This window comes from Peribacillus simplex, from assembly GCF_900156045.1.
GTDB lineage: Bacteria > Bacillota > Bacilli > Bacillales > DSM-1321 > Peribacillus > Peribacillus simplex_D.
Genome location: NZ_FTMX01000003.1, coordinates 1 through 12,861, shown reverse-complemented (window position 1 = coordinate 12,861; position 12,861 = coordinate 1). Strand labels below are relative to the sequence as shown.

Genomic DNA, 12,861 nt, shown 5'->3' with positions numbered 1-12,861 from the left:
GAACGGTATATGAAGAAATACCGTTCCTTTTAGGAGATTTATTATTGTTTTAATGTTCTTTCGAATTCTTCGAAATCCGTTTCTACTTCTTTTGATGGCTTCGCTGTAAGAAGACTGACCACAATGATGGCAATCAAGCTTGCGCCAAAACCAGGAATCATTTCATAAAGCGTATCTGATAATCCTGACATGGACCAGATAATGACAGTAGCGGCACCAACGACCATCCCTGCTAATGCCCCCCACTTTGTCATGCGTTTCCAGCAAAGGCTTAGTATGACCAATGGACCGAATGAAGAACCGAATCCAGCCCAAGCATACCCGACAAGTCCAAGAATCGTGTCATTTTTCTCCCAAGAGAGAATAAGCGCGATGATTGAAATGATCAGTACAGAAAGTCTGCCTAGGAAGACAAGTTCTTTGTCCGATGCGGAACGACGGAAGAAGGTTTTGTATATATCTTCGGTTAAAGAGCTGGCAGTAACCAAGAGCTGTGAAGAAATCGTGCTCATGACGGCTGCCAGTATGGCTGAAATCAAGAAACCAGTAATGAATGGGTGGAATAGTATTTCCCCTAACTCTATGAAAATCGTTTCAGGATCAGCTAACTTGAGTCCGTTCTGGTGATAATACGTGATTCCGATGAATCCAGTCAGCATGGCACCGATAGTGGAGAAAATCATCCAGCTCATCCCGATAGTACGGGCTTTCTTTATTTCCTTAACAGAACTGATCGCCATAAAGCGGACAATGATATGCGGCTGTCCGAAGTAACCCAGTCCCCATGCAAATAATGAGATGATCCCTAAAAAGCTCGTCCCTGTGAAAATATTCAATAGGGCTGGATCAATGGAACGTGGTGTTTCTATGGAAGGACCGAAACCGCCAACATGGAAAAGGGTGACGATCGGTACAAGAACCAGGGCGACGACCATGATCAGTCCTTGAACAAAGTCTGTCCAGCTTACTGCCAGGAATCCACCGAATAAAGTATAGGCAACGGTGACGCCTGTCAAGATCCATAGACCTGTATGGTAATCAAGGCCAAATGTACTTTGGAATAAGACTCCGCCGGACACCATTCCGGAAGAAACATAAAAGGTAAAGAATACGAGAATAACCAATGCCGAAATGAACCTTAAGATCCGTGAGCCCTCACCAAAACGATTTTCCAGGAAAGCGGGAATCGTAATCGAGTTATTGGCAACTTCCGTATAGGTCCTCAATCTTGGTGCAACATATAGCCAGTTCACATAGGCTCCTAACGTGAGACCGATTACAATCCAGATGGAGCTTAGACCTGTTGCGAACATGGCACCAGGCATACCCATTAACAGCCAACCGCTCATATCCGCAGCACCAGCGCTTAATGCAGTGACAGCAGGTCCGAGACCCCGGTCGCCCAGCATATAATCATTTAAATTGGAGGTTCTTTTGTAAGCGAAGTAACCGATGAGAAGCATGCCAGCCATGTAAATGCTGATCGAAAGTATTAATGCGTAATCCATAAAAGACTCCCTTCAGGTTGAAATTTATAATTTTTTGTTTTAAAAGAGGAAGCAACCTATTTGTCACTTCCTCCATTTAACCTCATTTTGGTTTCCGTATCCAGAATGGAAGATACGAAAACCACAGGGGTTTCAAATCATCTTCAAATTGCTTGATCGAACATTATCAGAATGTTTCGGATGTTGTTTTGGCTTGCATATGAAGCTGCAAGTAGTCCGGTCCGCCTGCCTTGGAATCAGTTCCTGACATGTTGAACCCGCCGAATGGCTGATAACCTACGATTGCACCAGTACAGCCACGGTTGAAATACAAGTTCCCCACATGGAATTCTTCGCGTGCTTTTTCCATGTTAAGGCGATTTGTCGTAATGACAGCCCCAGTCAAACCATATTCAGTGTTATTGGCAATCTCAAGAGCTTCGCTAAAGTCCTTCGCTTTTGTGAAGGCAACGACTGGTCCGAAGATTTCTTCTTGCATCAAGCGGGCTTGCGGATCGACATCAGCAACGATTGTCGGTTGAACGAAGTAGCCTGTAGAGCTATCTCCTTCTCCTCCAGCGAGAATGCGTCCTTCTTGTTTCCCGATTTCAATATAGCTCATGATTTTGTCAAAAGCAGCTTGATCGATAACTGGTCCCATGAAATGATTTTCTACAGGATTACCAACTGTTAGTTGTTTTGTTAATTCAACAGCGCGATCTAATACTTGATCGTATACATCTTCTACGATGACAGCACGGGAACAAGCAGAACATTTTTGTCCCGAGAAGCCAAATGCAGATTTCACGATCGATTGAGCAGCCAATTCAAGATCTGCCTCTTTGTCGACGACGATCGTATCTTTTCCGCCCATTTCAGCAATGACACGCTTCAGCCAAATTTGGCCTTCGTTCACTTCAGAAGCACGTTTGTAAATGCGCAGACCTACATCACGTGAACCGGTGAAGGAAATGAAACGTGTTTTTGGATGATCAACCAGGTAGTCGCCCACTTCGGCTCCGCTTCCTGGAACAAAATTCAACACACCTGCTGGAAGGCCGGCTTCAAGCATCACTTCAACGAATTTCGCAGCAACGATTGGAGTAGTCGAAGCTGGTTTCAATAGGATCGTGTTACCAGTAACGATAGCGGCAACAGCTGTACCTGCCATGATCGCAAATGGGAAGTTCCAAGGAGAAATGATGATGCCTACCCCTAATGGAATGTAATCATAGCGGTTAAATTCTCCCGGACGGCTTTGAACAGGCACACCATCTTTAAGCGTCAGCATTTGACGGGCATAGAATTCAAGGAAATCGATCGCTTCCGCTGTATCCGCATCAGCCTCATTCCAAGGTTTTCCCGCTTCTTTCGTCAATAACGCAGAGAATTCATGCTTGCGTCTGCGAATGATGGCAGCAGCTTTGAATAAAACGTCAGCACGGATTTCCGGCTTCACTTTTTTCCAGCTTTCAAAAGCGGTAACAGCTTCTTGCATGGCTTTCTCAGCAAGATCCCTGTTCGCTTTCGATACTCGGCCGATGACCTCTTGTTTATCTGCAGGATTATATGAAACGATTTTCTCATCAGTCGTCACTTTCTCTGCCCCGATGTAAAGTGGGTAGTCTTGCCCTAAGTAGCCCTCAACAGTTTGAAGTGCTTCCTGATATGCTTTTTTGTTTTCCTCGTTTGTAAAATCAACAAATGGTTCGTGTTTATATGAAATCATTGATAATCACACCTTTTAATAGATTTTTTGTAGCAATTAATAATGTTGAATGTATATTTAGCTTCTGACCATCCCTTTGAAGGCAAAGGCAATATTGGATGGCCTTTCTGCAAGCCTTCTCATGAAGTATCCATACCAATCCAGACCATATGGTACATAGACGCGCATTTTGTAACCTTGCTTGACCAATTCGTATTGAGTTTTGTTTCTCATGCCATAAAGCATTTGAAATTCGAATTGTGTATTCGGGATGTCGAACTTCTTGGCCAGCTCTTTTGTATATTCGATGATTTTGTCATCATGTGAGGCAATGGCCGTATAATTTCCGTTAAGAAGACTTTGCTTAATCAACTTTTTATAGTTTTCGTCTACATCATTCTTTTCGGGAAAAGCCACCTCGGCAGATTCCTTGTAGGCACCCTTTACAAGGCGCAGGAATGGCTTAAATTGGGCAAGGTCCTCCAAATCTTTCTCTGTGCGGAATAGATATGCTTGTAGAACGGTACTTATGCAGCTGTATTTTTCTTTGAACTGTCTAAAGATATCAATTGTTGCCTGACAGCGAACTTCATCTTCCATATCGATCGTGACCATGACTTTATGTTTTTCGGCTGTATCAAGAATTTTCGTCATATTCTCGATTACGAGTTTATGATCGATATCAAGTCCCAGAGAAGTCATCTTCAGAGAAACCTGTGAATCAAGTTTTTCCCTGCTGATCATTTCGATGGTTTCGATGCATTCTGCCGTCCGTTCCTGAGTCACTTCCTTAGAATCAACGAATTCCCCAAGATGGTCTACTGTAACCGACAAGCCGCTATTGTTAAGTTGTTTAATGAATTTAATGGAACTTTGGAAATCAGTTCCGCCAATGATCTTTCCAGCAGCAAAACTTCCTCCGCTTTTTTTAGCAATATTATTAAGCAGATTATTTTTAGATAAAAATAAGAAAAAGTCCCTTGTAATGGCTTCCATATAAAGCGCACCCCCTAAGAAGATGTATTTCAATAAATTAAGCTTACGATTTTTCGACAATATTCTCAATGTTCTTAAAAAACAATAATTCTGTCATTTGTTTGTCGGTTTTGGACAAATGAAAAGGTTTACATTTTCTCTTGTATGTTCGGATGAAACGAAGGTTTATATTTTAACTTAATGAGAAACGCTAGAGGTAAAGCCTTTATCAGTAAGTAATGATGTGAGTGAAATCAGTGAATGTGTTTAAAAAGTGGAACCTCGACCATAATCATCCAATACGTTATAATGAACCTTATTTAACAGAATGGGTCAAAGTCCAAGAAAAAACGATAAATGAAGCTTTCAGAAGTAAAATGGATGTAAAACCGTAAAATTAAGTCGCATCGGCAAGCCGGGGAGGGTAAGGAATGATGGATGCTGTACTTGAAGAACTTAGAGAAACATCAGGATTGATAATAGGATTAATCTTGGCCCTGGTAATAATGGGTCTGATCGGTTATGCCCTTACGAATGTACATGAATCCATTGTGTCACCTGTGGTGCGGTTCATAAAGAAAATGGTTAGTCGAAAATAGATCAAGCGGAATACATAACCTTTTGTCCCTGATCGATAACAAGCACTTGTTTAAGGAAATCACTGCAGGGTTTGTCTAAAAGGGACAAAAGAACCGCAAGATATACATATCATCCGAAAACCCCCGCTCCTAATGGAAGTGGGGGTTTTTAATTTTCAAATTCGGGGGATGTCGTTGAATCTTATATATACTTTTTTACCTAATAATCTATTCCACGGAAACTAGGTGGCTTCAAAGTGGGAGGGTTCGCTTGGGAAGTTAAGGATATGCAGCTGCTGGGTGACTTTATTCCAGCGATAGGTAAGCATGGTTTAGGGGGGCGTGGATATGAAGAGCATGAACAAGAATGGAACAAATACATTTAGCCCCGGCCATTACGCTAGGGCCCTTTTTGTTTACAGATCAAAGTAGTCATCTGCCTTTGCGCCAGCATCAATGCTGCGAACCGCCTTCATGATTTTCTTTAAAACTCCGGCCGACGGCACATATTTAGGATCGCTGCAAACTCTGCTTATCGTATTACGTGAGATTCCTGATGCACTTACAAACTCTTCTTGTGTATATCCGTGCTTATCGATTAATTTACCGATCTTGCTCCGCAGTTTTCTCTTCCCGAATCTAAACATTTTGATAACCTCCTAGAATTATTTACTAGCAGTCTAGTCCAACTTTCACAAAAATATACGCATAGTTTCGCAAATTTTTGATATACAAACGGTTAGTCGGTATTTGAAAAGCGGCTCCCGGGTCTTTCTAAAAGGTTATGACAGATTGTATGATGAAGCTTCAATTTATTTGAATTTATTTCCATTTAAATTATAATAATAGATGGGTAGTGAACACAGACTGAATAATGTAAGTAAATGATTAATTCATATTTAACTTAGGAGGAAATCATGGGAAGAATAGTTCATTTCGAAATTCATGTGAATGACATGGAACGGGCAAAGAAGTTTTATGGAGAGGTATTTGGATGGACATTTCAAGATTGGAGTGAGTATGCAGGTATGCCTTACTTTGGAGCGGTAACTGGCGATGAGAAAGAACCTGGGATCGATGGTGCTTTGATGCAGCGTCAAAGTGCTCCGCCGGATACAGACCAAGCATTAAATGCATTTGCTTGTACAATGGGCGTGGAAAATTACGATTTAACGGAAGCTAAAATCATTGAGAATGGCGGCAAGGTCGCAATGCCCAAATATGCCCTTCCTGGTATGGCTTGGCAAGGATACTATATTGATACAGAGGGCAATATATTCGGAATTCATCAACCTGATGTGAACGCAAAATAGAGTTGATAATAGGTGAATTAAAACATGAAATCACAAAACACGGAAGCCATGCTTGAAATTGCACGCAACATCTGTCTTGCACTGCCCGAAGCTGTTGTACATATTGACGGTTTCGGTCACAATACTTTTAAAATCAGAGGAAAATCCTTCGTGATTTCAGGTGAAAGCGAGGAAGGATTCAGTTTGTCGTTCAAGTCAGATCGAGAAACTCAAGAATTATTGCTACAGAAAGAGAATTTTTTCAAAACCCCATATATAGGACATCACGGTTGGGTTTCTATTCAAAATCCGGATAGGGGAGACTGGGATGAATTGACCTATCTAATTAAAGAAGCCTATTTACGTGCGGCACCGAAGCGTTTGGTTAAGAAATGGAATGAGCTGCATAAAAAGTGAAGAAAGGCGGACGATCTGCCTTTCTTTATTTTTTAGGATCTTTTATCAGCTTTACTGGTACTGATAGGCAAAAACCATTTCATCTATACACATGAGTTTTAAAGAAAATGGCTCCTATTCCATTGGAGCGGCCAAAAGGGTTCTGTGTAAAAGAGACTCCGGAATTTCCAAAATAAAAGAGGCTTTGTTGTCTCTCATCAGACGAAAGTTTAAAATTAATTTCAGTTTTTTTTACAAAAGAATGACTATCTGCGTGTTTCATGAAATAAGCAGCTATCTTCAAAAATCGCGAGAATCAATCAGGTTTGATTGACGGAAAGGTGTATGGTTGAGTGAAAGTTGAATCTTTTTTTTCTGAGAACATTAAAGCGGCACTTAAGAATGATCCGCCCGGTGCATGGATGCCAGATTTGCCAGATGGTTGCATTCGCTTGAGTTCAGGCTATCCTGATCCTGCTCTCGTTCCTGCCGAGGAGCTCAAGGTAGCTGTAGCCAGACTTCTTGATGAAGAGCAGGATTTGCCGCTCCATTATATCGGGAGTCCACGAATTGCAAGACTTAAGCATCAAATCCAAAAAAGATTGGGAGAGCGTGGAATTTGCATTTTGGAAGAGCAGCTTTTGATTACATCAGGAGCTTGCCAGGGGATTGATCTTATTGCCCGCATTCTTCTTGATGATAAAGCGGTCGTAGCGGTAGAGTCTCCCACCTATATGGAAGCTTTAGAGATTTTTCAAAACTATACGAAGCAGATTATTAGTATACCGATAGATGAACAGGGACTACAAACGTACCGATTAAAAGAAATGCTGGATGAGAGGAAACATAAAGGTCTAACCCTCCCGCGTTTTCTATATACAATCCCAACCTTTCAAAATCCAACTGGGACGACCATGACAATTGAGCGCCGGAAGCATTTATTGGAGCTTTCCATCGAGTTTGACTTCCTCATTATAGAGGATGATGCATACGGAGAATTATCCTTCGATAAAAATCCGGTGCCAATAAAATCTATGGATAAATGCGGGCGAGTCATCCAACTTGGGTCATTATCGAAGGTTGTTGCGCCAGGAATGCGGATTGGATGGATAGCAGGAGAAAGTGAATTCATTAAGGCTTTCGAGTGGTTTAAAAAAGATCTAGACCATCCATTTGCTCAAAGTACAATGGCTGTATACCTAGAAAACACTGATTTTGAGAAACGGCTCGACCTACTAAAAGATGTGTATCGTTCTAAATGCACTGCGTTAATCCGTGCGATGGAACAATTTCTTCCAGAATCCGTTTCCTGGTATGTACCAGATGGTGGTTACTTTGTCTGGATGAGAGTTCCGGGTGTTGATACGTCGCATCTATTATCACAGGCACTGGCTGAGGGTGTTTCATATGTTCCAGGGAAATACTTTTTCTTGGATCAAAACGATGGAACCGAGTTTCTCCGGCTTTCGTTCAGTTATGCCAACGAGAAAGAAATAAATGAGGGAATTCGAAGACTAGGACAGCTTATCGCATCTTTTTTCATAGATTGTCCTGAAGGATCGTAAGCTCCAAGCTATTTCGAAGCTATTTCGAAGCTTTTTTAAATGAATTTGAATGCGCCTGCTTCCGAATAGGAGGTAGGTGCATTTTTGTTAATAAGCGATATACTTCCGAACATGCAAGAAGAAGTGGTTTGATCCGCTCGTTTATTTCTTTTAGGCCAAAGAAAAAAACCCTTGCTATGCAAGGGTTTTTGGATATGGAGCATAGCGGGATCGAACCGCTGACCTCTACGCTGCCAGCGTAGCGCTCTCCCAGCTGAGCTAATGCCCCGTATTAGGTACAATAATTATTTTATCGGATTTTGGTGAAAAGTCAATATAAAATATGAGATTTTTGCAAAAATGATAAAAAAACCGTTTGAGGGCAGTCAAACGGCTCAGACTATAGACTCGATGAATCTAGTTAACCTACAGTTTTTTTGTTTATACGATTGAGACTAGCCGCAAACTGTAATCATTAAGAAGGAGGGATGGTCCTTTCATTGGCTTTTTCAACATTAGATTTCTATGTGCCGCTTTTTAGCGTTCCTGATTCCTTGTTATTGCGCTTATTCCTCAAAAATCTTTTTATTCAATACATACCAGACATTATTGACGCCTTGACCATTTATATCACCTGCCTGTTTATCTTTCGCATAGTAATAGAGTGGATGCCCTTTATACGTTGTTTGTTTTTGTCCGTCATCTCTTATGATTGTTTTAAAGTCATTTTTGTCGAATCCATTATGAGAGATGATGTTATCTGCATGGAATGGCGGCCAAATTTCAAGACATTGGCCTTTGCAATTACTGACACTAGAATCATCTTTTGTGAAATGATAAAGTGTCATTCCGTCTTGATCTGCTAAATATTTGCCCGCTTCGTCAGATTCTAGTATTTTAAGCTTATATTTTTTGGCCTTATCCTGAATTATATCCGTGATGGTGTATGTTTTAACATCAACACGTGCAATGGAGAGATCCCGATTCAGTACATAAGCCTGGTCCCCATCATGGCTAAAGACGATAGCTTGCCTTGGCTCTTTGAAACCCCCAATTGTTTTAACTACACGGTGATCAGCGACATTGATCACGTCAATCGTATTATCAGCTTTGTTGCTTGCAAAGAGGAGTTTATCATCAGGCGATAGAGCCGCTCCATATGGCTCACGTCCCACTTTGATTTCACCCTTTATATTACCGTCTAACGTATCAACTGCGGAAATGCTGTTGCGTGCGCTGTTTGCGGCATATAATGTTCCTCCATCAGCGGTAATCGAGATTCCGCGTATACTGGAGAACCCTGATATTTCACGAATGATTTTTTTAGTGGTGGCATCAACGATGGACACTTTATCTCCTTGAAAGTTCGTGACAAAGATATATTTTCCATCTGAAGAGACTTTGATGCCTTGCCTTGGTTGGGCGAAACCTGTAATGACGTCAATCGGTTTTCGTTTTTCCAGATCGACGACCGTGACGGAATTATGGGCTTGATTATTCACATACAATGTCTTTCCATCGGGACTGACAGCGGTCCCGAATGCCCCTGGACCAACGACAACTTCATTTTTTAAGGTGAAATTTTTAATGCTGTAAAAGCGAAGTGTGCCGAGTGTACTGTCTGAGACGACAAACTCTGAACCGCCATCAATGAACACGATGTTTCTTGGTGAAACGAAACCATCAATCTTTTTGCGCAACTTACCTTTGGCGAGATCATAGACCAGGATGGATTGTTCACGGCTATCCGAGACAATCGCTATTTGCTCATCCGGACTTACGGCAAGGGAATTGTTCGTGATGTGGGTGTCAAAGCCTGTCCCTAACACTGGGCTTTTACCTTTAGTAGAAGTAGCTCCAATTACATTTGGTATAAAAAACACAAATAGTAAGGGGATAATCCATATACTTTTTAACTTGATTTTTTTTATCATGACTCACCTCGGGAAATTTTTTTCTTGATAATGTTTAAATCCCTGTCAATTTCTTGCTGGTTGTCCTGCCCACCTTCCTTTGAAAAATTTAATCAAGCCGGAGTTCATCCTTTCACTATATAAACGTATAGAGAAGGATATCGGTTTGATTATTTTGCAAATTAAAAAAATATGTATGTAGTGGACCCCTTAAATAATAAATAATGGATCAGGCCACAGTGAAGTCTCATAACACTAGACCTTTTTCATTGTTGCGGAAGTTTCGATTGCTTTGTGCAGGCAAGACTTAGCCATTAATATAAGAGGATGCCCAATTGGACTTTGCCAAGGGTCAAAAGTGATCTAGCATAGTGGGCTTGTAGAGGCTGGATCTCTTAATGTTGAGGGAAATTCAAGGGGGTTCGGAATGTTTAATTCCGAACCCCTTTTTTCTAGTGAACTGTTTGAGGGCAGTCAAATGGTTTTATTATCATGTATTTTCGATCTCTACCCTTTTAATCTCCTTAAGATTGGAGACGGTGTAATACACTTCCGATGTTCTGATTTTATGATCGACCAGAACTTTAAGCGTCAAAAGGTGATTGTCATTTGCTACATCTTTGATTCTAAGGTTTTTGATGAATATTTTTTCGTCTTTGATTTTTTTCAGTACGATGGCAATGTCATCTTTATTCTGTACGACCAGCTGCAGATAGATTTCTTTTTGCCGTAACTTCATCGGTCCGAGCCAGGTGACGATTGCGGGCACCAATTCGACACTTATGATCAATAGGATGACGCCGGCTATTGCTTCGAGAAAAAATCCTGCTCCAACTGCGATTCCGATTCCCGCCGCTCCCCAGATGATGGCGGCTGTCGTTAAACCGGATATGCTGTTGTTGTCCCTCCGGAGAATGACGCCTGCACCGATAAAGCCGACGCCGGAAACGATCTGAGCTGCTAGACGCAAGGGGTCCATTGTGATATTTACGTTGTCGCTCCCTGGGAACTTATAAGCGGATTCCATGGAAACGATCGTTAATAAACAGCTGACGATTGAAATGACCAGGCTTGTTTTTAATCCAACGGGTTTTCGTTTCATTTCTCGCTCTAGTCCAATAACTAGTCCAAGGAGAGCCGAAATCCCCAATTTGATAAGGATTTGCAGTTCCGATTGAGGGTCGAATGTCCATTCCATTTTGTTTCACCACTTCCAAATTATTATCGAATAATAAGATCGTTTATTGCCATATACCCGTTTTCTAAAAAAAGCTACCCTAATAATTTTAACATAGTAGAATAGAGTTCAATGAAACGTAATTCCGTTGAAAGGAGGAATTTAAATCAAATGCCAAAAGTGAATCCTTATGTAGCGTTAGCGATCGGTGTGGCAACCGTATCGTTTTCGGCCATTCTTGTTAAATTGGCGACCGCTCCATCGGGTGTTATCGCCTTTTACCGTTTATTATTTACTGTCCTTCTTATGTTGCCGGTTTTCTTGGTGAAATACCGTCATGAACTTAAATTCATTAATAAAAAGGATTGGCTGTATTCGATTGTGGCAGGAGTGTTTTTGGCTTTTCATTTTATTTTATGGTTTGAATCGCTTAATTACACATCGGTCGCGAGTTCAACTGTGCTTGTCACCCTCCAGCCTTTATTCGCTTTTGCCGGGGCCTACCTGTTTTTTAAAGAAAGATTTTCAATGAAGGCGATTTTGAGCGGCGTCATTGCGATAGCAGGCAGCCTTGTCATTAGCTGGGGTGATTTGAGAATCAGCGGTATGGCGCTTTGGGGAGATATTCTTTCGCTTATCGCATGTGCGCTGATAACCGGTTATTTACTGTTTGGTCAAAATGTTCGAAAACGCATCTCTTCTATAACATATACGTTTGTCGTGTATGCAATCAGCGCTGTCGCATTGTTTTTCTATGTGGTCTTCAAAGGAGAGGCATTGGCGCCTTATCCTGCTTCCGATTGGATCTATTTCGTTTTGCTTGCCATTTTCCCGACTTTATTAGGGCATTCTTTATTCAATTGGTCACTGAAGTGGTTAAGCACTTCTACGATTTCGATGGGGATTTTATTAGAACCGGCGGGAGCGACAATTCTGGCTTACTTTATATTGGATGAACCGATACTCTGGACGCAGGTCCTTGGAGGTACCATCATATTGGGTGGTTTGATGATGTTCTTAAGGGATGAAAAGAAAAGCAAGGTAAATAAAGAAGCACACATTTCCGTATAAAAGCAGTAAGTCTCCCGACTTACTGCTTTTATTTAATAGGGGTGAAACAAATAGGTGATCCGTGTGAAGATCAAAGCAAAAGTAAAGCTGAATAAAAACGTCGTACCATTCACCTTGCCTTTTTCTCTGCTGAACTTGATGGCTTCATAAAAAGCGGTACTGAATAAGTAAAGGGCCATACTATAAGAAATGAGTAATCCGATTAATGCGAGATTCATTGCTTCACCTCATGGAAAAAAGATATCTATATATGGTTATTTGTGTTTCTTTGGAAATATGCTTCGTATATTCATAATACATGAGCTTGGCCCGGAAACAGGGAATCGGTGTGATGATGATGTAAAGAATATATAGAAGGGAATAGGTGAAAATGTTTTTTTTGAAAAAGTTTTAAAAAACGTATTGCAAACATTTTTAGTACATGGTATATTATTTCTTGTCGCTAAGACAACAACTTAAACAACTAACAAGTTGAAAAAAACATTTTAAAAAAGTTGTTGACGAAACGTGACAGAATGTGTTACATTATAGAGGTCGCTTCTGAGAGAAACGACAACAAATTGCTCTTTGAAAACTGAACAAAACAAAGCGCCAACGTTAAATTTTAAGTGAGCACACACTATCAAAAAAGCAAATGAGCAAGTCAAACATTTCTTCGGAGAGTTTGATCCTGGCTCAGGACGAACGCTGGCGGCGTGCCTAATACATGCAAGTCGAGCG

13 protein-coding genes, 1 tRNA gene and 1 rRNA gene are annotated in these 12,861 nt (G+C 41.1%); 7 read left to right on the top strand and 8 right to left on the bottom strand.

Annotated elements, in window-relative coordinates; genetic code table 11:
* Positions 1-41: 41 nt before the first annotated feature.
* From putP to BW986_RS11400, 3 genes are all read right to left on the bottom strand, one after another.
* Entirely contained in the window at positions 42-1,508 is a 1,467-nt protein-coding gene (gene putP, locus BW986_RS11410) for a sodium/proline symporter PutP (protein ID WP_076368042.1), read from the bottom strand.
* Between the two features lie 166 nt (positions 1,509-1,674).
* Entirely contained in the window at positions 1,675-3,216 is a 1,542-nt protein-coding gene (gene pruA / locus BW986_RS11405; protein ID WP_076368041.1) for an L-glutamate gamma-semialdehyde dehydrogenase, read from the bottom strand.
* Between the two features lie 57 nt (positions 3,217-3,273).
* A complete protein-coding gene (locus BW986_RS11400; protein WP_076368040.1) occupies positions 3,274-4,191 on the bottom strand; it encodes a proline dehydrogenase family protein in 918 nt (305 codons plus the stop codon).
* 410 nt (positions 4,192-4,601) lie between these two features.
* Between BW986_RS11400 and BW986_RS30190 the strand changes: the two genes are divergently transcribed.
* Together BW986_RS30190 and BW986_RS30690 are read left to right on the top strand one after the other, a co-directional pair.
* Entirely contained in the window at positions 4,602-4,769 is a 168-nt protein-coding gene (locus BW986_RS30190) for a hypothetical protein (RefSeq protein ID WP_179086059.1), read from the top strand.
* Positions 4,770-5,005: 236 nt separating this feature from the next.
* Entirely contained in the window at positions 5,006-5,134 is a 129-nt protein-coding gene (locus BW986_RS30690) for a hypothetical protein (RefSeq protein ID WP_260320836.1), read from the top strand.
* Positions 5,135-5,164: 30 nt separating this feature from the next.
* On the opposite strand, the gene BW986_RS11395 is transcribed toward BW986_RS30690, so the two are convergent.
* A complete protein-coding gene (locus BW986_RS11395; RefSeq protein ID WP_076368039.1) occupies positions 5,165-5,395 on the bottom strand; it encodes a helix-turn-helix transcriptional regulator in 231 nt (76 codons plus the stop codon).
* A gap of 270 nt (positions 5,396-5,665) precedes the next feature.
* On the opposite strand from BW986_RS11395, the gene BW986_RS11390 reads away from it, so the two are divergent.
* The 3 genes from BW986_RS11390 to BW986_RS11380 all read left to right on the top strand — a co-directional run bounded on the left by BW986_RS11390 (position 5,666) and on the right by BW986_RS11380 (position 8,001).
* Positions 5,666-6,061 (top strand): VOC family protein, encoded by a 396-nt coding sequence (locus tag BW986_RS11390; protein ID WP_076368038.1) that lies wholly within the window; start codon positions 5,666-5,668, stop codon positions 6,059-6,061.
* A 24-nt stretch (positions 6,062-6,085) separates the two neighbouring features.
* Complete coding sequence (locus tag BW986_RS11385; protein WP_076368037.1) at positions 6,086-6,457, top strand: MmcQ/YjbR family DNA-binding protein; 372 nt, start codon at positions 6,086-6,088, stop codon at positions 6,455-6,457.
* Between the two features lie 332 nt (positions 6,458-6,789).
* On the top strand, positions 6,790-8,001 hold the full coding sequence (locus tag BW986_RS11380) for an aminotransferase-like domain-containing protein (protein ID WP_076368036.1): 1,212 nt from the start codon (positions 6,790-6,792) through the stop codon (positions 7,999-8,001).
* A gap of 195 nt (positions 8,002-8,196) precedes the next feature.
* Here the strand turns inward: BW986_RS11380 and BW986_RS11375 are convergent.
* The 3 genes from BW986_RS11375 to BW986_RS11355 all read right to left on the bottom strand — a co-directional run bounded on the left by BW986_RS11375 (position 8,197) and on the right by BW986_RS11355 (position 11,091).
* Positions 8,197-8,269, bottom strand: a tRNA-Ala gene (locus BW986_RS11375).
* Positions 8,270-8,546: 277 nt separating this feature from the next.
* Positions 8,547-9,914: a YVTN family beta-propeller repeat protein gene (locus tag BW986_RS11360; RefSeq protein ID WP_081395589.1), complete on the bottom strand. Its 1,368-nt coding sequence runs from the start codon at positions 9,912-9,914 to the stop codon at positions 8,547-8,549.
* Between the two features lie 469 nt (positions 9,915-10,383).
* Positions 10,384-11,091 (bottom strand): MgtC/SapB family protein, encoded by a 708-nt coding sequence (locus BW986_RS11355; RefSeq protein WP_076368035.1) that lies wholly within the window; start codon positions 11,089-11,091, stop codon positions 10,384-10,386.
* 150 nt (positions 11,092-11,241) lie between these two features.
* Between BW986_RS11355 and BW986_RS11350 the strand changes: the two genes are divergently transcribed.
* Positions 11,242-12,141 (top strand): DMT family transporter, encoded by a 900-nt coding sequence (locus BW986_RS11350; RefSeq protein ID WP_076368034.1) that lies wholly within the window; start codon positions 11,242-11,244, stop codon positions 12,139-12,141.
* A gap of 32 nt (positions 12,142-12,173) precedes the next feature.
* On the opposite strand, the gene BW986_RS11345 is transcribed toward BW986_RS11350, so the two are convergent.
* Positions 12,174-12,359, bottom strand: a complete 186-nt coding sequence (locus BW986_RS11345; protein ID WP_076368033.1) for a hypothetical protein — start codon at positions 12,357-12,359, stop codon at positions 12,174-12,176.
* A gap of 434 nt (positions 12,360-12,793) precedes the next feature.
* Between BW986_RS11345 and BW986_RS11340 the strand changes: the two genes are divergently transcribed.
* A 16S ribosomal RNA gene (locus BW986_RS11340) occupies positions 12,794-12,861 on the top strand; the annotation flags it as partial.